Genomic DNA, 24,294 nt, shown 5'->3' on the forward strand with positions numbered 1-24,294 from the left:
TATCCGTCACCAATTCCATTGAAAACGAACACCCGCGGCAATTGACTTAATCCAAACGCGTGATGATCTTTTTTCAAAGCCAATGTTCCGCGAGGACTTTTGGGGACGACGCGGCTACACTGCCAGACCGCCCTGCTATATCCGCATCAAACCAATACCCACTCCAATCAACGCTCTCCTTATAAAACTTCAACCAAAACAGACTGCTTTGGCACAGCCTGCCGCAACGTTTAACGGAGGAAACCAAATATAACTGGGCAGTTGTTGCGCTGCACTATACCCAATTCCACATACCGCACAACCGTCCGTTCATCCGTTCGCAAAGCAAAAGCATCAATATCGCTTCCCGATTTATTTCGTGGTAAAGATTTAAACTTTACGAGAAAGCATGCATCAAACGCTGATTTTATGTTTCCGAAGCACTTTTAACGCCCAATTAACGCGCCTTTCCTAAATAAATCTCCCGCTAACCTTGACATTTCGCAGTGCTGGTCAGCATCCCAGCAATACCATCCTCCTAAACCATTGGCCGATTATATGTAGACTCCTAGGTGCCAATTGGTCATCCAAGGCAAGAACCTCGTCATGCCTCCTGCGGTTATCATTTCGATGATATCGGCAGCTATACTCCCTGCAAAATACAAAATAAATACAATTAATATTTTACTTGCGAAACAAAACACCAAACATAATATTGTTCGCTGTATTAGGTATCGAAATTTTTGCGAATACATCACCTGGCTTTGAGTTGCTTGGGATGCAAATATCTTGAATGAACTCAGGGCGCCCTCTTTGGACGAAAAAAAGACCTGCAGGGTAACCAGCGCCTGACGATGAGGTTAGGCATCTTGAAGCGGATAGATCGGATGGATTTGGACTTATCAAAAGTAGTGTTTGCCGGTTAATGCTTAAATCAACGACATCATCGTTATAGTGGGCATCTAAAACAGGAAATGGGCGAGCAAGCGGCTCCCCCACGAAGAGACCTTCCGTGGCCCATGAAACGCTCTTCCAGTATGCCTCAAGCAACGAATCACCACTCAGATAATTTTGTGCTATCAGTTCCGGATCCGGAAATTTGGCTGCAAAGTTGCAAGGCTCGCGGACATTTCCAAAAGAAGCTGTAGCTCCTGCGGCCATGATTTCCGTCACTGTGGTCTGACCCCGCCCATCGTAAAGCGCTCCGCCATACGATGTCAGATGATCAACATACGCCCCTGGCAAAAAGATGAAGCTGTCAAGACCAGTGAGCTTTGCTGCCCCGGTTTGCAGGCCTATCAGCGGCCTTCGGCTCTGAGGTAATCGATCCGCAAAATTAACTAAGTCGACATAGCCTCCAAACCGCATCGAGGCACGCTCCATGGAAGCCACCCGAGGCAACGAACGAGCCTTATCTGACGTGATCGCGAGCAGTATATCTCCATCAGGCTCACTGTTATCCGAAGCAATTCCACGCTTCACCAATTCAATACTGCTATCAAGTCCGGCACCGCCGTTTAATAAGAAAGAAGGCTTTTGGCTCAACTGCTGACCTGCCCGCGCTCCTCTGTCCGGATTCTCGACTGTTTCGTTGCAGTTGCCTTTCCATTTTAAACCTGCAACATCCTGCGAGAACGCTGACGTAATTGATTGATTTGCATCCACTCTATAGGGCTTGTCGAACGCGAGTACTAAGCCGACAAAGGAGGAATATTTCGGATGCGCCTTCAAAATTGATAACTGCCTTCTAAAAAGGCTTGAAGGAATAAAATTATACTTTGGAAGGTGAATCCAAACAATGTTGTCGGTAGGAATGCCCCGAGCTTCTGCATAGTAGTTTGCGAGAGAAACCGAGTCTGGATCATCCAGGTTCGCCAGAATTCCTAAGGTGGCCGGCACGAGCACCCGCTGATTTTCAGAAACAAGCGGAACTACGGCAAGCCGGTCCCGGCCTTCGGCTCGAAGTGGAGCAACATTCCACCCAAGGTACGCCATAAGCAGGATCATGAAGGAAGCCTGCAGCTTTGCCGACGTTCTGATATTCATTGTCCAGCCTAAAAACACCGATCCAGCTAATACCTAGTACGGCCAAATTCTCTGAATTAAACTCTTCTTATCTTTCCGTTTTTGGAAAATATTTCTCAGCGTATTTTCCATAGCTCGCGGTACCTAACGTTGATCCGTAGCGATTCAAACTCTTCATATCGACTTTATTCAGAGCAAGGCCGATAGTTTTTTCATGAAACGTTGGATTATTGTCAAAGAACTCCTGCAAGCTTTTACGCGGCGTACTTCCCCAATGGGCGACAAAAACGTAGCCATCGACTGTATTACTCGCGGCGATAGCGTCCGTCAAAGCAGCGACAGGTGGGAAGTCAATAATGATCACCTCAAATCGTTGCCGTAATTTCGAAATGAACTGGTGGGTGCGCGGGTTGCTGAATACATCACTTCCTTGCTGACCTCGAGTTGCTCCAGCCAAAAATGCCAAGCCACTTCTTTCTTCGATCGCCAGGGCATTCGTCAAATCAATGCGTTCTTGGATCACGTCGATGAGCCCGAACTTCGGTGATCCGATCAAACTTCTAGTGAGACTAGGATTGCGGAGGTCACCGTCAATCAAAAGTGTTTTTGTGCCTTGGAATGCGAGAGAAGACGCCAAATTTTTCGCGATTGTCGACTTCCCTTCATCGGGGAACATCGAGGCAAGCCCCACCACCATCCCCTTGTGCGCCAACAACCCGAGATCAATTTTGATCTTCAAAGCGCGTATCGCCTCCGAGAACTGAGACAGAGGCTGATTTACAACCTCGCACAGTACGCCCGCATCGAAATTCGTCCTCAATGTAGCCGGAACTGGCGAACGCATGTAGTCGTGCGATTCACGAGGTGATATCGCACCATTTTTTTTGTTCCTGCCTCCGTCGATTGTCGGCACATTCGCCAGAAACTCTATACCTAGCTCTTCCCGAACTTGTGTAGCTGTTCGAATCCCTCGATCGCGCCACTCGCGAAGCCCACCCACACCCGCCCCTGCAGCTCCTCCCATGAACATGAAGGCAATCAATAGAACCATTTTGCTTGGAGCACTCGGGACAATTGGAAGAGATGGCTGGCTAATGATTCGCGCGTCAGTAACTGGAAATGATTGCTGCTGCTGCATCTCCTGCGATTTTTGTAGGAATGTGGAATAAAGAGTTTTCAGCGCATCAGACTCTTGCTCCAATCCTCGAAGCTTGACCATAGCGCTGTCATTGGAAACGGAACGTCCACGAAGGTCTGAGATTGTCTGCTGAATGCTATTGACTCGGCTCTGGGCAATAGAGACATCGCTTTGATATCCAGGCAGCAGGTTCTTTAGCTCCTCAAATATTAGCCGCTGGTACTCCGACATGTCCTTCTGCGCTCGGATTACGACGCTATGATTATCCCCATATCTCGACTTCATATCGCTGTATAATTTAGCCGCTTCGAGATACTTGTTACGAAGTTGGGAAACATTAGGGTTCTCGGCTGTCTCCGTGAGACTTGCGGTCGAATCCTGTTTATCGAATATTTCTTTTAGACGCTGATATCGCGCACTAGCACCGTCCAGGGACAACCTAGCGGCTGAAAGCTGAGTAGTAGCATCCGTCAAAGCCTGCTCATCGACCAACCGTCCGGACGCTTCAATCAGATTGTTGTCAGCTCTGTAACGCTGAACAGCTTGATCTGCCGCCAGTGAACGTGATCTGAGTTCCCGGATCCGATCTTCCATCCAATTCGTTGCCCGTCTTGTCGAATCAAACTTTGAATCTAGCTGATCTTCCAAGTAGGCATTGACATATTGCCCAGTGATAGCTTGAGCCAAATTTGGATCACGGTCCGAATATTCCAAAGACAATACATACGTCCTGCCCACCCTTGCAACCTTAAGGTTGTTTTGCAACCTCACGCTCGCGACGAGGAGCCTTATATCTTCCGGAAGGTCACGGATTTCGGTCGGCGGTGGCGCGTTGGTGGCAAAACGCAGGATTGAACTGAAGGTACCTCTGACCTTGCCAAAAAGGCTTCCCAGAAAAGATGGCTGTGGTGAAAGAAAGTTGTAATTGTTCTGAAGTCCTAATCCTTGGACGACCGAAACTGCTAGCTTGTCCGACTGCATAATTTGCAATTGACTGTCAATTGCACCAGCTTCGAATGCGAGAGATCCTTCCAAGGCGGTGGTAGCGGCCATTCCAACATTTTTCGCGTCGATCAGGATACTCGCAGACGACGAGTAAGTCGGTGTAACTTGGACGATATATCCAATACCTAGCAACGCTCCAACGATTACAGATCCGACAAGAATCCAGAGCTGCCGACGGAAAGCGCCAAGCAGATCAAATCCGACAAGTGAGCGCCGGAATAGGCCCTTACTTGTTTCGGTCTCGCCGTTCGGGCTTTCAAATTGCGACTGGCTCAAAATGTTCATCGAATACCTCACCATGGTGAATAGATGCGACGTTAGTGGTTAGCAGAAATTCGATTAATCAGTTAGAGAACTAGCATAATTCATGCCAGATAACCGACAGAACCAATTCATCGCATTTTTTACACGATTATCGACGATTGTTTGCACTAACCTCGATATTAAGTAGCGACGGCAATCTTGATGGGTCCATTACCCCATCTGCCACATCTTTGAATGAAACGACGCCGACAGGCGTCGCCCCAAAGGTCAAAACCTGCGGACTGTTCAGAAAAGCAATTGCGGCGAAAATGAATTTATTCCTTACGTCAGCAGGGTTGATGGCCGCAAACATATTTGGCACGTTTCTTGAGAGAAGTTTCTTAATCTCATCGACACTTTTACCATTTGCCGAAGCGAGTTTGGTCACGAAGCGTTCGAACAACGAGTCGTTTTGGAACGTTAACCGGAGATTCCTTATTCCGGCTTTTGCAAAGTCCTGCGGGAGAACCAATGTGGGAGACCCGAGCCCTGCACGAGTGATCCCGGCAAATGCTCCAGAGACAGACAATGTCCCTATATCCGTTCCGACAAGGCTCAGATCGTCGATCAAAATTGACGAAGACGAGTCATCCCAAACACCCGAAAAGGTGAGTGACAAATCAATGTTATTGTAACCAAGATCGGCCAGCGATTGCCGGATCGAAGGATTGGCGACTTGATCCGCCAAGAACCTCAGATGACCAAGCTTCAGCTTCACATTTGTCGGCGTTGCGCCGATAAAATAGGCCATTGACAGATCAAGACTGTCCAAACTTGCCGACATTTGTTGAAGTTTGAGTGAGAGCCCATCAGCTTTGATGGAGGCAATGGCCGGCACAATCACTGCATTGGCGGTTTCGCCTGTTCTTGAGGTTTTTTCTCCACCGACTTGAACAGGGACGAGATTTATGTTGCCGACATCCAGGCTGGAAAGCTTCATCTCCCCGGTCGTATCTGCCACTGTCAGCCCGTTGGCGACAACCCGCGATATGCTGTTTGCGGTGAAACTTTCGATCGCAGCTTTGTCCAGACTGAGGGTAACCGCTCCACTTTGATTCTTGCCCTGGACGGTCAGCCCATCAGCCGCCATCGCTTCGATTGCAAAAGCATCACGAACGGCTTGAGCGACTTTTTCAGCATCTTGCGGATTCGCGACAAGAAAGCCTGGATCAAGAGCAGATCGATCGAAAATATCGGTTAGACTCTGGTTAAATTGCTTAACCTTCAGAGGGCCGGCTTTGCCTGTTGCGAGACCAAAATTGATCGCGCCATTGTCGACTTTGAGCCCATGTACCGTCAAGCTCTCGATCATATTTGCCCAAGGACGGGCAGAGCCGCTATCGAGATAGGCACTTGTCTCAAACAAACGGAAATAGGGATCGAAATCGATATTTGTAAATTCGATGTCTTCGGCCGAGACGCTGCCGACGGTTTGTGATGTGGCATCAACCGGCGCAATTTCGGTCTTCAACGCCGACATCTTCACTGACCGCGCCTTAGCGCCAGAGAGATCTTCAAGGCTAACCTGGTTTACGAGCGCTTTGCCGCCGATGTCGACGGTATTGGCGGAAACGCTGCCGATCTTTGCGCTAGCCAGCAATCGCATCAATCGAATCTGCGTCGTAAACGGCTTGGTCGGGTCGGCAACAAAAGATGCAAGGCTTGGGATTTGCCCGTTGGCCGCCTCAAACCGCGCGACCTTCAATGCCGACTGCGGTGCTGCCGGCGAGATCATGGTGAGGCCATCCGCGGTCAAGGACTGAAATGCCAAACCCTGGCTGTTGGATTGGAACGACTTTATCGTGAGGTTTTCGATGCCAAATTGAAAACTTCCAGACGGGTTGCCCGTGTTATCGGCTTGCAGCCAGGACACTGCCAGCCCCTCGACAGACAGTGTGTCGGTCGCCGCATCGTAGCGCGTCTTTATCGGAGCAAGCTTGGCGCCACTTTTTTCAAACGATGATAGCCAATTGCGGAAACCGGCTTCTGCCACGCTTTGCTGGGCAGCGGAGGTGGTCTTTTGCTGCGCATTGGCCGGTGACGACAAGATCGGTGCGAATACAAAAGCTGACATTACGCTCGCAATTGCAAGCTTACGGCTGAATGACATGCAAAGAACCCCGGTTAGCACGACTACTGCTGCACTATTTTTGCTAACTTATTGTGTATCGCAGCAGTTCTTCTCTGCGGCTACACATATCAGATTCAAATATGCCAAATCTTGGATACGATCATGCTACTGCATGGCTAGGTTTATGCGTCGATCTTCGACAGATCGAACATGTCAAATCTAAATCCACATCGCCGTGACCAACCTCAGACCATGTCTGATACTGGATCAATCGCCTGCTACTTCAATGCCAAGCCACGATTGCGGCGCCGCAACCAGTAGAAGGCCCCGCCCATCAGAAGCGCACCAATACCGGCGCCGGCTTCAGGTCCCGGGACAGGATTGATGACTGTGTTGGTGATGTTAAAAGTGCGCGCTCCGTCGCCTGCAAAGGAGTAACCTCCTCCACCTGAACCGGAACCCGAAGGACCGGACTGGGCGACTGAGGAATCGCCGCTGCTTGGGCCACCAAGCGGGCCGGCCGCGCCGCCTGCGATGTTGCCGCCACCAGCTGCTGCACCAGCCGCGGCAGCAGGCGCTGCGGTTTGAACGAAGTTGTCCGTGAAAGCTTTTGTGAGTTCCGCCGGCGCGCTTGGCGAGGTAGCCTGCGTTTGAATGCCGGAAGCAGCACCCGTATTACCTTCAGAGCGGCGCGTATTGGCAGCAAGAGCCAGACCTTCGCCCATCACCTGCGAGAAGGTCGGGGCCTCTGCCGTTCGAGCAATAGAAACGATCGCGGCTGCGTTGGCGGGATTTGAGAGCGCATAAGCGGACGCCTGCTGCGCCGCTGTCACCGGGTTTTGCGCTGACTGAGCCAACCCGCGAACAGCTTCAGTTGCAATTGCCGGTGGCGTGTTCGCATCTGAAGCAAATGCTGCAACGGCCGCAAACTCCGTTGGGGTCGTCTGAACGATCTGAGCGACCAGACCGGAGACGCTTGTCGGATCCGCCTCGCCTGCCCGCGCCAAATAGCTTGCAACGCTTTCGCCGTCATTTCTGGACAGTGGAGAGCTCGACGCCGTTTGTACCTGTGCCGCATCCGGCTCAGTGGTCTGAGCGTTGACTGCTGCGGAGGCAAGAAGGACGCCAGCAAAGGCAATTCCTGCGACACTCAGTACTCTTACATTGCAATACATCTGGGCAAACTCCCCTCGTTCCTTATGCGTTTCATTACATGCCTGTAGAATGTATTCAAGTGCCGGGGATTGCATGTATTAGCATAACCCTTCGTACAAAAGCATATTGTAATATTATATTGACGGAAAGCCAGCACAAATCCGTCCATTTTCCAAGCTTTAACAGAGCATTAACAATTTTAAGCAGTGCGTGCAATGCAGTTTGACGTATTAACCTTATATCAATGTCACAGGACAACGAGGTCGGGAAACAGATCAAGAATTCGATGATCATCGATCAAAAGGGCGATTGGCAATCGAATCTGACGTCGAAAGCCGTAAAGAGCTCCAGTCGGCGGCACTTTCGATTGGCATGGAAGGCCAGAACATTCGGTCATCGAATTCGGCGTGCAAGAGCGCTCAGGAAAAGGCGGCGTCGCACGTCCATACCCTGAAAGAAGACAGGTCAACGAGTCGGGAGGAATTCCATGTTACTACGTAAGGGCCGCTATTCAGCTGGGCGCCTGCCTGGAGCTTAATAAGGGCAGACCGCACGATCTAGCGCAATCGAAGTCGATCTGGAGTGCTGTTTCGAATTAGAATGTCAGCCATTTTCGCGGATCATCCTGGGATTGGATTTTGATCCAATGCAGGCGCGCCGCATACCAAGGCTTCATCACGTTGGTACGGTTATCAAGTACAAAGTCGCCTTCAACGGTGCTGACGACCAGGACTGCATGTCCAATTCCCTCTTCTGTGCGCGCTGTCGCAACACGTAGAGCACTTGAGGGCCATCCGGCATCAAGGAGACGCTGGCGTTTGGTCAACGCATAATCATCGCAGTCACCCGCAGTTACGCCTGCGCGCCACGAGTCCACATTCGAGGGATCATCGGTGTAGCGTATATCGTGATTGACTTGGACATTGATCTTTTGAAGGGCTAGGCGCCTTTCTTTCGTCAGCAAAACTGGGGCTTGGCCTCCCCTGATCTCACACTGGTCCGCCTGATCAGCACAAAACTTGGCGAAGGCAAACGGCGGGATGGTTTCCCGCACGGTCGCCAAATGAATTTGAGCGCGACTTGCCGGGATTGAGCGATTCAGTTCGGCGCGTGGAAGAGCGAACGCGTCGACCGCGCCCGCCAGGACTGCGGTCGCCATCAATGCGCTGACAAATGCGAACCGACGTGCCTTCATGCTCATAACTGCCACTCCTCATCATGGAGATATTTGATGAGGAGACGCTAACACGGGCTGTTTTCTGGGCATTTAAATGGATTGTTCGGATTTTACCGACCTTCCATTTTGATACGGTTGGTTGTCAGTCGCGTTATCTGCAGGGACGAAAGGCTGAAATTTTTCCTAGACCATTTTAAACACCCGGTTCCGGCCCGCTGATAAGGCATCCCGCCGCAGCGCGCCCATCGCCTTGGCTATAAGCGGAAAACGGTTCTCTTTATTGAAAAAGGCCCCGATTGGGGCCTTTTTTGATCCTGATGAAATGCGATAAGGAACACGCCTTCCCTTAGAAAGCTTTGACCGCATCCCGCGTCGACAGTGCATTTCCTGTGATATTTGCGGTTCCAGCTGGTCCAGTGTTGAGCAAGTCGAAAAATTTGCTGAGTTCCGCAGCATCGGAGTTCGTGACGTATAGTACGTCCTTGTCCTGCATCGGGAACTTCGTCGCGGCAAAAAACATCGACGGATCGCGCAGATTTGCTCTGAAGATGACAGGCACATTTTCCGCCGGGAAGCGGGATGTGTCGACACCCAATTGACGAAGGAAATCCTTAGCGACAATGCGATATAGGAAGACTTGGCCGGGATCTGCGCGCGAATCAAGCAGACCGCCAGATTTTGCTAAAGCCTCTGAAAGCGTCAAGTTGGACTCTTCGAAATCGAAACGGCCGTTGAGACCGGCCGCGCCGAAAGCGGTGTAGGTACGGCGTTCACGGTCGATCAAGAGCGTGTCGCCCGGGATCGCGAAGATATTCTCAGTCGGCTTATCGACGAGCGTGTTGTAACGCACTCGAGCTGAGCGCCCTCGACGCTGAAGGGTGATATAACTTTCTTCACCTGAAGCACTTAGACCGCCGGCTTTGGCAATGACATCCAAAATACGATCGCCAGCCTCAGTAATCTGTATTTTTTGCGGTGAATTAACGTCGCCAAGAACTGCAACCTGCGCTGACACGCTGGAAACAATCGAGATCACAACCTGAGGTTCGATTGCGCGATTAGCAAGCCGATCTTCGATATCCACACGGACTTCTTCAGTAGTGCGCCCTGCCGCTGGAACCTTGCCTGCGTAAGGAACCGAAATGAAACCATCCCGATCGACGGTCTGGGCCGGCAAGGTGATATAGTTGCCGGGACGGCTTCCAGCGTCCCCGGGGATAAACAGGCCACCAGCCTGCGATTCGAAAATCGCGACCTGGATAATGTCGCCTCGCCCTAAAGGCAGCGTTGGGACTGGCCCCTTGCCACCACCAAAACCACTGGCCAGGCCCTCGGCACCGACATTGGGTACATATTTGAGGACAGCCGAGCTGATGTCGACCAAAGCGTAGTCGACACCCGCTTTGGCTTTTTCTTTGGCAGGAGCGACTTTGACGCTCGCTTCTGAATCAATGCTTCGTGCCGAAGGTCCGGATGCGGACATTGCGGTGCAACCGGTTAAGGCTGTTGCCGCCAGCAGAATGGATAAATTCAAAGAACGCATACTACCCCTCAAGTGCCCCTCGCTCCCTTTAACGGAGCTTTCTCTTCTAACCGCAATATAAAAATGAAACCTACAATTTTTTCCCTGAATGACTGTTTATGAGACAATGTTGCAGTTGAAACACATGAAGATCGTCCGCAGCAATATAAGACTCAAACAAATATAGAAGCAAATCTCTGCGATCTCTTTTCTATATTAACTATCTATTCCACTGCAATTGCTGACCATTCGCATTCTCATACTGGTGAGGAAGCCCGTCCCTTACTCGTTGATTATTTCTGCATCAACCATGTGCGAGCATTGCCTCGCAAATCTCCTTAACGGTGTTTTCTAAATTTTCTACGCGCTTGACAAGCCATTCAAGCTCATCCGAAGAAATTGTAAAATGAGGAGAGTAACGCGCCTCGACGTAAGCGCGATCAAGCCGCTCAAACGCCCGCCGCGCCAACCGTGTGTCTCGTGGCCAAACTTCGATAAGACGGGGCTCAACCCCTTCAGCTGCCGACCGCAAGACTTTAAGCCTGTGAGACTTGGGGCTGTATAGTGTTTTTACGAGTAAAACGCAGTGATAAAATCGCTCGCTGGCCTGATGGAGGCTGAACGCACTGAGACTATAATTAGACCTTTGGCGGTAAAAATCCGCACCAAGTACAAACTCGTGAGCGTTGGGAAACCATTGGTCAAAATGCAGTTGCGCCTCCGCATGCGTCTCAGTCGCGTCCAGTGGCCTTGGCTTTGCCAATGAGTAGCCGCCATCGTCGTAGAGAACCACTCCATCGCGAACTATGTCGATAAAAAAGGGCTTTCCTCTAACAAGTTGGTCGTTGACATCATGAAGAGTGTGAACAATCACATTGACGGGCGTTTGAATCCCTCTGGTGATCGTAAACTCACGAAGAAAATGTTCCGAGACTTTATGCCAGAGGTCGTTTTCTTCTCCGACGCTTTCTATATTGACCACGACAAGGATATCGTAATCGGACCGGTATCCGCTTTTTCGATCCTCAACCCAGTCGCCTCGCGCGTAAGAGCCGAACAATATTACCTTTAATATCCGCCCAGCGCGCTTCTTCTCAGACAGTTTCGTCTGTTGCGCCGCGTCAAATTCATCAAAGATGATCTTTAAAACCCGAGACAGCTCGCGCCGCTTTCGAAGGGGAAGATGGCTTAGGGCTTCGTCCAGGTGCTCAGCGACCGTTTCCACAATATGTTTTCCCAAAATCCACGATCGTTTAAGCGGCTGGCAATTCGAGGTTCCAGTTTTATGCCGCACGCAATTCTTAAGCTCAGGTATGAGTCGCAACGATTTTATCTATCATAAAAACGATCATGCCGATCATCCCGCTCCCGGTCCTCGTCTCTTTGGACGCTGTGATGCTTTTTTAGAGCTTGCGGCTGATCGGTTGGCCGTTGATCGGCGCGGCGGTTGTCGTCCGCCTCCTGTCTCTCCTCCATTTTACTCCCCAACGTCGCTGCCCCATCATAATGCAGAAGCTGGTCTAATTCCCGAGAGTTATCTTTGGCGGAAACGTCGTGTTCCCAGCGCGAATTGCGGGTAATGCCAGCCTCAAGCTCTTGCCTTGCCTTCAGTCGATCACCTTCGCGAGAGACACTTCCCTTCTCGCGCTCATCCCGCCATGAACGAGCTGCATTTGCCATTTCTGACAAAGCTACACCAATGTTTTTGGCAAATTGCGTCGCTTGAGATCTGGTTAAGTTCGACGACGCCGGCGCGGTTTGGCGTGCGTCATCATCACTCACGCGCTCCTGGCGACTTGAATGCAAATCGGATCTGTCCATGTGGATCTCCAAGTGTTGCAATTCTACCTTTTCCAAACGCTCAGCGACGGCCTCGGTCGGCGAAGAAACGCCATGACGCGTCTCGACCGGAGATATCGGGTGGTGAACAGGCGCCCAGCCAGCAACATTTTCGCGGCCGGTCTCATCAAATCTCAGCAGCATCTGGCCCGCAGCATCTCTGCCCTTTACGGTCGAGCTTTGTTTTGCAATCTCCTGCCATATCTGTCGCGCCATTGACGCTTGCCCTTTGGCCCATGCCGTATCGTCAATATGCGGGCGATCTGACCGTTTGGCGTCATAACGGCGCTGAGCCGGCGGGCTCGTCCCCTCATGTTGGGTGCGCCCGATCGCAGACACTGGACGGACATGTGTATGGCTGTATGCGGGTGCAGCAGCCGTTTCGTGGCGACGCGTGAATTCAAGCGCGATGCCTTGACTGCGTGCGCATTCGGCAAAAGACGCCCGCCAACGATTGAGATCCGTTATCCACACGGTCAAACGCTCACCGTAATCGGAGCGCGTGGCAATCACGGCATGGGCATGGAGATGCGGGCGTTTGCCGCCTTCAGCCTGGCTTTTCGGGTCACTTACCGGGTCATGTATGGCAAAGAGATAACGGTGACCGCCAAACTCCGTTGATAAAAACTGCCTGACAGCGGCCTCAAAGGCATCCGGTCTTGCCGTTGACGGAGCGGCCACTAATAAATGCATAAAGTCGCGTGGTGCGCGGCTTTCAAGCTTTGGTCGCCAAACCTGCTGAGCAAGCCGGTTGGCCGCCTGAAGGCTGTCGATGGGAACGGCTTTTTCGTCAAAAACCTGACCGGCATGATGTTCAACCAGCTTGCGAAGTTGTGACGCTGCAAACCTTACACCATGCCCCTGGCGCCCAAAACGCAAGGCTACCGCATCGATCTCATTGCCCGATAACTTATAGAGCCGATCTTCCAATTGCGCTTTTGTATCCGGTCCCGTCTCGAGGCGCCCTTTGCCGGCTTGATTGAGAACGACCACACCGTCCAGTTTGGCACTGTTGCCCTTGTCTTCAACCGCGAGCGCGAAGGAACGTCCACCAAAAAGATCATTTAGCCTTTTGACCTCCATCTCGGCGGAGATCGGTTTTCCATCTCGCCAGGTCATATCGATCTGGAACAGGGCAAGATCCTTGCTTTTTTCTCCCCCGACAAACAAAGGGGCCCATTCTTTGATCACGTCGGCTGCGGCTTGCCGCCCCAAAACATCGATACCACCTTCATTTTCAAGGCGGAGCTGGCCATCACGGGAAATGTAGGAGACCGCCGCTTTTGTCATTGTGGCGCCGCCACCAAAACCGAGAACTTTGGTGACCGACGGCTGCGCACCGCCTGCAAGCCGTGCAAACCGTTGCCGCATGTCGGATGTGGCCTCTGGGTCCAAGCCTGCCGATCGGAGCCCTCGCCGGCCAATACCCTCACCCGTGCGTTCAGGCCCGCGCCGCCGACGTTTCCACCACTCGTCATCCAGCCCATGCGAACTGGCCTTCAGCAACAAAAGCCGGTCGGTTCGGTGGGCTGACCATTCGTCGATCAATGGCTGGAGTGTCTCAAACATCCTTGCTCCCACCCCGGTAGCTTCTCGGTGGATTGGTCCGGTGTAAGAGCTCGACGCTTAACCCAGCGATCGCGCGTTGCATTGCTAAAATGCTGGCTTTGATCTCGGCATCGTCGAAAATTTTGCTGCGGTTCAAGGCAATCAGCAAGGCAGTGAGGTTTGAACCTTCGCGTTTCAGCTCTTGCCTTAAATAAGCGATCAAAAGCCGATCATCGTCGGTAAAAAACGGACGGATTTCCGCACACTCACACATCGCAGCTCTTAAGAAGGCCGAAACGGACAGATGATGGCGCTTGGCTGCCGCGTTAATTTCGGCCAACTCGTTTTCAGTGGTAAAGGCCGACACGTGCTTTTCGCGGGTTTTTGCCATATCCCTCTCCGTAGCTGTAGACGGAACCAGGTCTCCCCGGGGACTAATGCAACACATTATCACATATTCTTGCTGCAACAATCTGTGATTGCGCATTATTTGCTATGCGTTTTCGATTGAGGTCCGCAAATATCGGTAGAATATCGCTGATATTGTGGATCAATCCGCTACTCCGCCCAAAGGCACTATCCTCACCCGGTTACTATTTTTGTGCGACTAGAAGCAGTTTTGCCGCAACCGGCGGTGACCCAGGCAACCCTGATCGCTGCCTTAGCCTTACGCCCGGTCCTCCAGGACGAATCCCCTTAATTTGGGGCGTCATCCGGCTTTAAAGCAGGAAACAGGTCAACGCCTCAAACAAGGCAAATCTCAACCCTGAATAGATTCATATGCCCAATACTGAATGTATATCGGATGAAAAACCGCGCCGCCCGTGAGTAAAAAGGCGGCAAGACATGTATCATCTGCACTCAATAGGTGCATAACAACCCGAACGACTGTTCCCCAAAATGATATTTAACCAATTATTAAATTCAACGCTGACAAAGTTCTGATTGTGCGCTAATAGGAAGTTTATAGTCTATCTGAATTATAGGTCGACCATGGTTTCTTTGAGTATCTTACGGGCGGAAGATGCCGACATGCCAGCGTCAGTTGATTCTGGCAAAGGGCGTGATTTTTTTAGCATGAAGGCCGGACAATCTTGGCAATTTGCATCGAAGAGGGCCTTCGACGTGGTGATGGCGGCGATGGCGCTGATCATATTGGCGCCACTGCTCCTGATTACTGCAGCCGCAATCAAGCTCGACAGCAAGGGACCCGTTCTGTTTTATCAGAAACGTTGGGGCAAAGGCTGCAACCAGATCAAGGTCTACAAATTCAGGTCGATGTATGTCGATCTTGGTGATGAAAGCGGCATTGCACAGACGATTGCTGATGATCCGAGGGTAACCCGGGTTGGGCGTCTGATCCGTCGCTTAAACGTTGACGAGCTGCCTCAGCTTCTGAACGTTCTCAAAGGTGATATGTCTCTGGTTGGTCCGCGCTGCCATGCCGTCGGTATGCTTGCTGCAGGGGTTCTTTATGAGGAGCTCGTACCAGAATATCACCTTCGCCATACGGTGCGCCCGGGCATGACCGGTCTTGCCCAGATGCGCGGTCTTCGCGGCCCGACAGACCGGGCTTCCAAGGCGCGCGCTCGTATCGCTTGCGACCTTCATTATGTTTCGAACTTTTCATTGCGGCTTGATCTTCTCATCATTGTCGGAACGATCAATTCCGAGCTACGTGGTGGCAAGGGATTTTGACGGCTGGCGCGCGCCATCATCTTTCGTCGATGTTTCCGCATACGCATAGCCACCAAATCCGTTTTATAATTCTGCGAACCTCATAGTCGCGGTGGTTGGTCTTCGACCGACTGTCAGGCCGATCCCAAGATTAAGATTAAATCGAGAATTGGCTATGGTTCCGATGAAGATCATTTAAACAAGACAAATCAGATCATTTGAGCAGATCAGTCGGAAGGTCATTCATGAAGTTCGGCACGAGTGGCCTCAGGGGCCTGGTTACAGATCTCGAAGGTCGAGCATCATCCTTGTATACGCAGGCGTTTGTTCAGCACCTCGTCCAGGCCGGGCTGCTTCAGCCCGGTGGGGACGTTCTTGTCGGCCGTGATCTTCGTCCTTCAAGCCCGTCGATCTCCGCAACTTGTATCGGCGCGATCAGAAAGGCCGGATTTAACCCGATCGATTGTGGTGCGGTTGCAACCCCGGTACTTGCTCTTTACGGCCTGCATATCGGTGCACCGTCGTTGATGATCACCGGATCGCATATTCCAGGCGACCGCAACGGCATTAAATTTTACCGCGCTGACGGCGAAATCGACAAAACCGATGAGGTTCAGATTTCAGCGATCGCCGCTCAGCTTGACCAAGGCGTAGTTGATGATGCGCCAGACGACGCTCCTTCCTGCGCAGAGGATGCAATCGCCCTATTTCGCCAGCGCATACAGTCTATCCTGCCAAGCCACGCGCTTTCAGGTCTGAAGATCGGGGTTTATCAACATTCGACAGTCGCGCGTGACCTGCTTGTCGAAACCGTTCAATATTACGGTGGAGATGTCGTTGAGCTCGGCTATTCTGAGATTTTTATTCCGGTCGATACGGAAGCTGTCTCGCCAGACACGATTGGCCTTCTCAAAACCTGGGCGACCCAGCATCATCTGGATGCAATTATATCTGCCGATGGTGACGGCGACCGACCGCTTGTTGCCGATGAGACCGGCACTCCTTTACGGGGCGATTTACTCGGACTTATCGCTGCCAAAGCACTTGATGCCCAGGTTGTTGTCACACCGGTCACATCCAATTCGGCTATCGAAGCAAATGGTGGGTTCGAGGTTTTCAGAACGAAAGTGGGTTCACCCTTTGTAATCGCCGGTATGCAGCAAGCGCTTGATGCGGGAAAAACAAAGGTGATGGGTTTTGAGGCAAATGGTGGGCTGCTGACGGGGTCGGCCTTTGATCTGTCGAGTGGCACCCTTTCACCTTTGCCGACACGCGATAGCTTTTTGCCGATCCTTGCGGTGCTTTCTTTGTCGGCAAAAGCCAAGCGGCCTTTGTCGCAGGTCGCCAGCGAATTTAATCTTAGCTATGCAGCAGCGGATCGGTTGGAAAATTTTCCAGTCGAGACCAGCGGCGCGTTGATGGCACATCTGCGGCAATCGCCAGCGCAGCTCTCTGAGTTTCTTTCATCCGTTGGATCGCCGCAGCAGACGAGCGACATTGATGGATTGCGGGTGACTTTAACCGATGGCGCGGTGGTTCACTTGCGCCCTTCCGGCAACGCCCCCGAAATGCGGTGTTATGTCGAAGCCGATAGCGAAGAAGCAGCCGATCGGCTGCTCCACCAGAGCCTTGACCTTGTTCGCCGCTTTGCGGCCGATGTCAAACATTGAATGTGCGTAGCGCGTATATGGAGAGTGTGATGAGTGACAAAATCATTCCAGTGATCATGGCCGGTGGGAAGGGAACTCGCCTTTGGCCGCTTTCCAGAGCAAGCGCGCCTAAGCAGTTTATCCAGTTTGTCGGCGATCGTACGTTGTTCCAGGCGACGCTTGAACGGGTTTCCGACGCCAAAATCTATGAAGCGCCGATCGTCATCACCAATGAGGATTTCCGCTTTCTTGTCGCTGAACAGGCACGCGAATTTGGCATTGCCCTTTCCGGCGTTCTGCTTGAGCCATCGGCGCGCAATACGGCACCGGCCGTTGCCGCTGCAGCAAGTTATGCGCTGAAGACTTTTGGCGACGGTGCCGTCATTCAGGTTTTGGCCTCTGATCATGAGATCGTTGCGGATGAGAGTTATTTCAAGGCGATCGAGACGGCACATAAAACGGCACGGGCCGGCAAGCTTGTGACCTTCGGGATCACGCCAACGGAAGCTGCGACAGGCTACGGTTATATCGAGGTCGGCGGTTCGCTTGCGTCGGGCGCTAGTTCTGTCAAACGATTTGTCGAAAAGCCCGATGAAGCCAATGCAAAAAAGATGCTCGATACTGGCGGCTTTGTCTGGAATTCGGGGATTTTCATGTTTGGCGCCCAGCAGGTGATGGACGAGATCAAAGATCTGGCGCCTGACGTTTATAGCGCGGCGATCGACGCTGTCGCTCTGGCCAAGGGCGACCTTGATTTCGTGCGGCTGGATGCGTCAGCCTTTGATAAAGCTCCCAATATCTCGATCGATTATGCGATCATGGAGAAAACCAAAAACGCAGCCGTCGTGCCGGCTTCGTTCACATGGTCTGACATGGGGAGTTGGGACGCCGTATGGAAGCTTGGCTCCCAAGACCCGGCCGGCAACGTGGTTCTTGGTCAGACCACGCTGGTTGATACCCGCAATTCGCTGGTTGTGTCCCGCCATAGCCACCTTGCCGTTCAAGGGCTTGAAGGCGTCGCGGTGATTGCCTCGGAAGATGCCGTTTATGTCGGCCGGCTGGACGACAGCCAAAATGTCGGCGCTTTGGTCAAACATCTGGCTGCAAGCAAGACGACTGCGGCGCTCACCCAGACCCATCCGACGTCCTATCGTCCTTGGGGCGGTTATACATCGATCCTCAATGGCGATCGTTTCCAGGTGAAACGTCTTTTTGTTACGCCTGGCAAAAAACTTTCTTTGCAGAAACATCATCATCGCTCGGAACACTGGATCTGCGTTAAGGGGACGGCCGAGGTGACGGTTGGTGAGGAGATCAAGACGGTGCGCGAAAACGAGTCCGTTTATATCCCTCAGGGCGAAGTGCATCGCCTCGCCAATCCGGGCAAGATCATGCTTGAAATGATCGAAGTCCAGACAGGCTCCTATCTTGGTGAAGACGATATCATTCGTATTGTCGATGAGTTCGGACGAAATTAACGCAACAGTAATGTCATTGGTTTGCGGCCTTGACGTACAGCACACCAAGACAAGGATTTAAAGAGGAAAATGATTAAATGCGTATTGTGATGGTCGGGTCCGGTTATGTCGGCCTTGTTTCCGGTGCATGTTTTGCAGATTTCGGTCATACCGTGGTTTGCGTTGATAAAGCCGCTGAAAAAATCGAGGCCCTGAAAAACGGCATTATGCCGATTTTCGAGCCGGGTCTCGACCAGTTGGTTGAGAGCAATGTGAAGGCCAATCGCCTGTCATTCACCACCGATCTTGCCGACGAAGTGGCAGATGCGGATGTGGTTTTCATCGCCGTCGGCACGCCGTCGCGTCGCGGTGACGGTCATGCAGATCTCGGTTATGTTTATGCCGCTGCAAAAGAAATCGCCGCAGCGCTTAAGGGCTTTACCATCATTGTGACCAAATCGACCGTGCCGGTTGGCACCGGAGATGAGGTCGAGCGGATCATTCGCGAAGCCGACCCGGAGGCGGATTTCGCGGTTGTCTCCAATCCGGAATTCCTGCGCGAAGGTGCAGCGATCGACGATTTCAAACGTCCCGATCGTATCGTCGTTGGATTGACGGATGAGCGTGCGCGCTCAGTGATGACGGAAGTGTATCGGCCGCTTTATCTCAATCAGTCCCCTCTCCTGTTTACCGGTCGCAGAACCTCAGAACTGATCAAATACGCGGCCAACGGTTTTCTGGCGATGAAGATCACATTCATCAATGAAATCGCCGACCTTTGCGAACGTGTTGGTGCAGATGTTCAAGATGTTTCAAGAGGCATTGGCCTTGATGGCCGTATCGGCGCCAAGTTCCTGCATGCAGGTCCCGGATATGGCGGGTCGTGTTTTCCGAAAGATACGCTGGCTTTGGCCAAAACGGCTCAGGACAATGAAAGCCCAGTGCGCCTGATCGAAACGACGATTGCCGTTAACGACAGCCGCAAACGTGCGATGGGGCGCAAAGTGATTGCCGCGGTGGGCGGCGATGTGCGCGGCAAAAAGATCGCGGTCTTCGGGCTGACATTTAAGCCGAATACCGATGACATGCGTGACAGCCCTGCTATTTCGGTGATCCAGACCTTAAAAGACGCGGGCGCAATCGTTGCCGGTTACGATCCAGAAGGTATGGAAAACGCCAAGCAGCTTCTCGATATCGAGTTTACAAATGGGCCCTATGAGGCCGCCGACGGCGCCGATGCGGCCGTGCTTGTCACTGAATGGAACGAGTTTCGCGCCCTTGACCTTGAACGGCTAAAGTCGGTCATGCGGGCGCCGATCCTTGTCGATCTGCGCAATGTCTATCGCAAATCCGAGCTCGAGGCGCATGGCTTTAGCTACACGAGTATCGGAAAACCCTCCGACCTCTAAGAACAGCGCGGCTTTTGTTTTTATTTACAGCTATTGCGATCAGCAGCAAAAAGGGGCCTCTTGCGAGGCCCCTTTTCAGTTTAATTGCTTTAGGCAGCGATGGACTGCTCATTGCGGCGACGTTTTGCCCAATAGGCAACGCCAAGCATGGCAAGGGCGCCAAGCCCTGCACCAGCCTCTGGTCCAGGGACAGCGACGGCTGGCAGGTTGTAGTCGGCAAACTGGGAACCGGAAGTCCACAGGAACGACTGCGTAGTACCAGGCACAGGATTAACGCCAACAGTCTGAAAAATCTGTCCAAAAACAGACCTTCTCGTGCTCGACGAATCGAAGTCCCAATTATCCAAGTAGGTCGCCTGATAGACCTCTGACCATGCAGCCAGCCATTGGTTATATAGGTTGGTAGCCACGGTAGCATTAGCGGCCGTCTGGCCTGCAGGTACAGATGCCGGAGCAGCAAGAGCAGGCGTCGAAAACGCCAACGCTGCCACTACGGCGAGATGCTTAAGTTTCATGATCGTCTCCTTTCGGAAATTATGCTTACGGCATTGTAAACTATCTATCAGAAGTCAAACTCTGTCTAGAGGTCAAGCCGAAACAGAATACGAAAAAGGTCAGAATTTCTATGCCAAGCGCTAGAAATTCCGGTGCAACAATCACATTAGAAAGTACAATAAGCCTAGAATGCATTTCTATTAAAGTAAACATGACAAAAAGGCAGAATATTACCCCGTATTTTTAACAGTCATGGTCACCGGCAACATTCATCGTTGCATATTTGATACATCCGCAAAACTTCAATGGGCTCATTCGACAGAAAAACCTATTTCGGCCCGGCCACGATAACAAAACAACGCAAAGCGAGACGGCTTTGCGGGATATGCGCCATTCCGACACACCACGTTTGACCGGTTCGTTTTAACAGATCTATCACCAAATCTTTTGACCAAATCCTAGACGTTTCGCTTGTACCCCTATTGCCGAGAAGAAGGAGTAAGACGTGCAGAACTTACCTGTCACATCACGGATGATCGAAAGCGTCTATTTCAGCCAGGAAGACGGAGACCTGTATATCCGTTTTAAAAATGGCGAGACACGTCGTTTCACCGGTGTCCCGGAAGACGAAGCGCAAGCGCTTTGCGCATCGGCCTCCCCCGGCCAACATTATCTTGAACACATCCGCCGGCAATTTCGTCGTCTGGCAGCGTAATGGCTGGTTGGATAAGGCGGATATACCGCTTCCAGAATTAAACTGTCGCGACACAGCGCTCCTGCGACCTTGACCTTTGCTTGCGCGCAGACGCCTCTCTCCCGCGTTGGGCACCGCTGGCGGGCATCACAGCGCACATATTTTTCAGATTGGCACCTCGAGGCTTCAAAAGGCCATAGCGCCTGACCGCACCGCGCCGACCGTTTTTAGTGATCGACAAAGCGACACAGGATGCATCTTGCGTATATATGGTGCATCGCAAAACACTCTTTAAATATTACTTCTCGCCACAAGAACCTAGATCAAATTCCCTCAGTCGTATTTATCCATAAAATGCGCCTGACTTGTGCGTCATAATGATACATATTTCCATTATCTTGCCTCAATTAATCTTGTTACTCATCAATACATCGCCAGCAATAGACAAATACAACTTCTCGTGTTTATTTACACTTCGTTAATGATTTCAGGAGGGAGAAACCATGATCATTAAGAAGTATCTCGTCGCAGCAGCACTTTGTGTTGGCCTCTCATCGCAGGCTTTCGCAGCTGAATCTGTCACCAATGGTGGGTTTAATGGTCCGCTCACTGCCTGGAACTTTTCCAGCGTGGTCAACCGGATCGCATCGAATGTCAGCAATACCGGCATTGTCGACACGATTTTGCCCGGCAGCAACTCTATCAGCCAGTCGCTTTCGCTTGCTGCGGGAACCTACAAGCTGGTGTTTGACGGCCTGTTTTCCGGCAACAACACGACGCTCAGCTATTCTATCGCAGGCCTTACCGGCACATTGACCGGCTCGCAGATTTCTGCGCCGCACGGCTACGAGTTCACTGTTGGGGGCGGCAATTACACTCTCTTGTTCGAAGGCATGGCGCGCGGCAGGCTCTCGAGCTTCGTTTCGGTCGACAACGTCTCCGTGACCAACGTCACAGCCGTTCCAGGCCCAGAAGCGGGCGCCGGCCTTGGCGCGCTTGCAATGGGCGGCATGGCCATGTGGGCACGCCGTCGCCGGCTGGCACAGGCAAACGCCTGATCACGGCCTGACGTAAAAAGGGGCTTCCAGTGCTTTTCCGGTTGAAAGGCGGCTGGAGGCCCCACTTCGTCCAAATACCCACTGCTTGCCACGCGACAACACGCCCCTGCCGTCAAAAACCTCAGCGACAAACACGTTCGCGGCTCAATCGAGACGTTCGAACCGAGCGATGATTTGCTCTTACAGTGCGGCTGATCAAAGCCGCCTCTTTGGTTTATCGCCAAACATGCCTTTCCCGATTGCGCGGACTAAGGTAAGCTTAATCTTTATTTAGAAGATGTTTGCGCATCTATCGCTGTCCCAAGATGATTTGGGACGACTGTCTTGGTGTCGATATTGTCGGTTAGGACGGATGTGACGGGTCCGCGTGCATGAACAAAATCCTCCGCCGTCTGATGGGCGGGCGCCGAACACCGTCGAGGACATACCCTTCCCGACGGCGCATCGATCTGGGCGAAAGGCATCCCAATTACTCCATCTACGCAATTGGCGACGTTCATGGCTGTCTCGACCAGTTGCAACAGGCAGAGGACAAAATTGCCCGTGACATAGCCGCGGTCGGCAAACCTGGCCTCACCATTTTGCTTGGCGACTATGTTAATCGAGGCCCCCATTCCTCACAGGTGATTGAACATCTGGTGAAGCCCAGCAAGCTTGGACTGAGGCGGATCTCGCTTTGCGGCAATCACGACGACCTGTTTGGTAAGTTTGTCCGCGACCCGGATGCCCATCTGGACTGGATCGACATGGGTGGCCATCGAACCCTGTTATCTTATGGGATCGATCTGCATCATATCGGTCTGAAGCGTAAGGGTAAAAACAGCGATCTGAAGGCGCTGATGGCGCGGCATGTACCTTCGGATCACCTGCAATTTCTCGACGATCTACCGATCAGCTTAAGGATCGGTCAGCTTTTTTTCGTCCATGCCGGTATCCGTCCAGGGATTGCGCTCGAGGCACAAAAGGACCGGGATATGCTCTGGATCCGCGAGCCTTTTCTGTCGCAAGGCGCAGGCCTCAAATCTGTTTTTGTCGTCCATGGCCATACGCCCAACCCGACCCCTTCGACCGGGCCGCAAAGGATCGGCATAGATACCGGGGTGTTTTATTCGGGTAAGCTTGCCGTTTTGAAAATTGATGGCAACAGAACCCAGTTTCTGTGACGCTCACATACACCGGTATCGGTTTGGGCCATGCCTCACCTCACTGAAATCTCAGCGCATTCAGCTTAATCCTATCGATATGCCTTGCGGGCGTCAGCACCGGGTTCAAGGAAACAGGTGGTGGATGTTTAGACAAATACCCTGCCCCGCCCAAAAAACCGAAGCAAACTCTAATTTTATCTCTGATCGGTTGCGCGACGCGTCTTAACACCGGGCGACGATAAAAGCGGACCTGGTGGTCTTTACGCCTCATCATTTGTTCGCCTTGAGGCCGCGTGGCGACTGTCCATCATCAAGAAAGAACAGCCGCCGATTGGAAGCCGAGGGGGTAATAGCTTCCAGCGTGTCTTCTAGAATAATTCCACGTCAGAATTGTGGCGTCGCAAACTAGTTTAGGATTTGATCGGTGAAGGTGAGCAAGCTACCCCTAGCCCGCTCGAACCTTCACCTTGTCGACGCACATCTTTTGAAGTTAAGACGGTTCGACGGTGCGTAAGTAGGCAATAATCCTTACAGTTCCATAACTTTGTCCAAATAAAAAGAGCTCAATGACAGCGAGACATTGAGCTCTTTTATCGCAACAGTGCAAACAGTTACAACAAACTCAGCCTCACCTCATTTCAGACTAAAGTAAAGCGTGAAATTTGTACGATATCGTACGAAGGTGGATAAGAGCGATCCGCCTTCATCGGCCAGACCTCCCCACCTTAGGCGACTTTCCCAAGATTACGATGGTTCGCGTGCCGAAGCGATTTTCGAGCGGCGCCGATAGTTCAAAAACACACTCGCGTTTTTTTTAACACGCCCCCGTTTTGCGCGCGCGGTGACGCCCCTGCCAGCCGTTTGATTTCCCATCGATAACAAAGTCGATCTCGTCCTGCATTGGCTGATCGAACCCGTTCAAACGCCGTGGAGCGCGAGCGCAGCGTG

General features: G+C 52.0%; 17 protein-coding genes. 7 read left to right on the plus strand and 10 right to left on the minus strand.

The annotated features are described in order from the left end of the window. Positions 1-663 precede the first annotated feature (663 nt). The 9 genes from AC2GXZ_RS19865 to AC2GXZ_RS19905 all read right to left on the minus strand — a co-directional run bounded on the left by AC2GXZ_RS19865 (position 664) and on the right by AC2GXZ_RS19905 (position 14,153). Positions 664-2,025, minus strand: a complete 1,362-nt coding sequence (locus AC2GXZ_RS19865) for a TIGR03790 family protein (protein ID WP_483760940.1) — start codon at positions 2,023-2,025, stop codon at positions 664-666. A 67-nt stretch (positions 2,026-2,092) separates the two neighbouring features. Further along, positions 2,093-4,432, minus strand: coding sequence for a Wzz/FepE/Etk N-terminal domain-containing protein (locus tag AC2GXZ_RS19870; protein ID WP_483760941.1), 2,340 nt, complete (start codon positions 4,430-4,432; stop codon positions 2,093-2,095). A 127-nt stretch (positions 4,433-4,559) separates the two neighbouring features. Next, positions 4,560-6,560 carry a hypothetical protein gene (locus AC2GXZ_RS19875; RefSeq protein ID WP_483760942.1) on the minus strand — a complete coding sequence of 667 codons (2,001 nt, stop codon included), beginning with the start codon at positions 6,558-6,560 and terminating at the stop codon, positions 4,560-4,562. Positions 6,561-6,799: 239 nt separating this feature from the next. Further along, positions 6,800-7,771, minus strand: coding sequence for a hypothetical protein (locus AC2GXZ_RS19880; protein ID WP_483760943.1), 972 nt, complete (start codon positions 7,769-7,771; stop codon positions 6,800-6,802). 500 nt (positions 7,772-8,271) lie between these two features. Next, a complete protein-coding gene (locus AC2GXZ_RS19885) occupies positions 8,272-8,877 on the minus strand; it encodes a transglutaminase-like cysteine peptidase (protein ID WP_483760944.1) in 606 nt (201 codons plus the stop codon). Between the two features lie 322 nt (positions 8,878-9,199). After that, a complete protein-coding gene (locus tag AC2GXZ_RS19890; protein ID WP_483760945.1) occupies positions 9,200-10,396 on the minus strand; it encodes a polysaccharide biosynthesis/export family protein in 1,197 nt (398 codons plus the stop codon). A gap of 283 nt (positions 10,397-10,679) precedes the next feature. Continuing rightward, entirely contained in the window at positions 10,680-11,600 is a 921-nt protein-coding gene (locus tag AC2GXZ_RS19895; RefSeq protein WP_483760946.1) for a HEPN domain-containing protein, read from the minus strand. 104 nt (positions 11,601-11,704) lie between these two features. Then, positions 11,705-13,783 carry a hypothetical protein gene (locus AC2GXZ_RS19900; RefSeq protein WP_483760947.1) on the minus strand — a complete coding sequence of 693 codons (2,079 nt, stop codon included), beginning with the start codon at positions 13,781-13,783 and terminating at the stop codon, positions 11,705-11,707. Then, positions 13,776-14,153: a plasmid mobilization protein gene (locus tag AC2GXZ_RS19905; RefSeq protein WP_483760948.1), complete on the minus strand. Its 378-nt coding sequence runs from the start codon at positions 14,151-14,153 to the stop codon at positions 13,776-13,778. Before AC2GXZ_RS19905 ends, AC2GXZ_RS19900 begins: the two co-directional genes overlap by 8 nt. Positions 14,154-14,839: 686 nt before the next feature. Here AC2GXZ_RS19905 and AC2GXZ_RS19910 point away from each other — a divergent pair. The 4 genes from AC2GXZ_RS19910 to AC2GXZ_RS19925 all read left to right on the plus strand — a co-directional run bounded on the left by AC2GXZ_RS19910 (position 14,840) and on the right by AC2GXZ_RS19925 (position 19,954). Beyond that, positions 14,840-15,460, plus strand: a complete 621-nt coding sequence (locus tag AC2GXZ_RS19910; protein WP_483761234.1) for a sugar transferase — start codon at positions 14,840-14,842, stop codon at positions 15,458-15,460. A gap of 224 nt (positions 15,461-15,684) precedes the next feature. Then, on the plus strand, positions 15,685-17,109 hold the full coding sequence (locus AC2GXZ_RS19915) for a phosphomannomutase (protein WP_483760949.1): 1,425 nt from the start codon (positions 15,685-15,687) through the stop codon (positions 17,107-17,109). A 29-nt stretch (positions 17,110-17,138) separates the two neighbouring features. Next, the gene (locus AC2GXZ_RS19920; protein ID WP_483760950.1) at positions 17,139-18,566 is read left to right on the plus strand and encodes a mannose-1-phosphate guanylyltransferase/mannose-6-phosphate isomerase; all 1,428 of its coding nucleotides are present in this window, start codon (positions 17,139-17,141) and stop codon (positions 18,564-18,566) included. A 77-nt stretch (positions 18,567-18,643) separates the two neighbouring features. Further along, positions 18,644-19,954 (plus strand): UDP-glucose dehydrogenase family protein, encoded by a 1,311-nt coding sequence (locus AC2GXZ_RS19925; RefSeq protein WP_483760951.1) that lies wholly within the window; start codon positions 18,644-18,646, stop codon positions 19,952-19,954. Between the two features lie 89 nt (positions 19,955-20,043). Here the strand turns inward: AC2GXZ_RS19925 and AC2GXZ_RS19930 are convergent, their stop codons facing one another. Further along, entirely contained in the window at positions 20,044-20,469 is a 426-nt protein-coding gene (locus AC2GXZ_RS19930) for a hypothetical protein (protein WP_483760952.1), read from the minus strand. Positions 20,470-20,954: 485 nt separating this feature from the next. On the opposite strand from AC2GXZ_RS19930, the gene AC2GXZ_RS19935 reads away from it, so the two are divergent. The 3 genes from AC2GXZ_RS19935 (at position 20,955) to AC2GXZ_RS19945 (ending at position 23,364) form a co-directional block, all read left to right on the plus strand. Further along, positions 20,955-21,164: a KTSC domain-containing protein gene (locus tag AC2GXZ_RS19935; RefSeq protein ID WP_483760953.1), complete on the plus strand. Its 210-nt coding sequence runs from the start codon at positions 20,955-20,957 to the stop codon at positions 21,162-21,164. Positions 21,165-21,646: 482 nt separating this feature from the next. After that, positions 21,647-22,201, plus strand: coding sequence for a hypothetical protein (locus AC2GXZ_RS19940; protein ID WP_483760954.1), 555 nt, complete (start codon positions 21,647-21,649; stop codon positions 22,199-22,201). Between the two features lie 371 nt (positions 22,202-22,572). After that, on the plus strand, positions 22,573-23,364 hold the full coding sequence (locus tag AC2GXZ_RS19945; RefSeq protein WP_483760955.1) for a metallophosphoesterase family protein: 792 nt from the start codon (positions 22,573-22,575) through the stop codon (positions 23,362-23,364). Positions 23,365-24,294 lie beyond the last annotated feature (930 nt).

It is taken from the genome of Aliirhizobium sp. YIM B11859 (assembly GCF_057163345.1).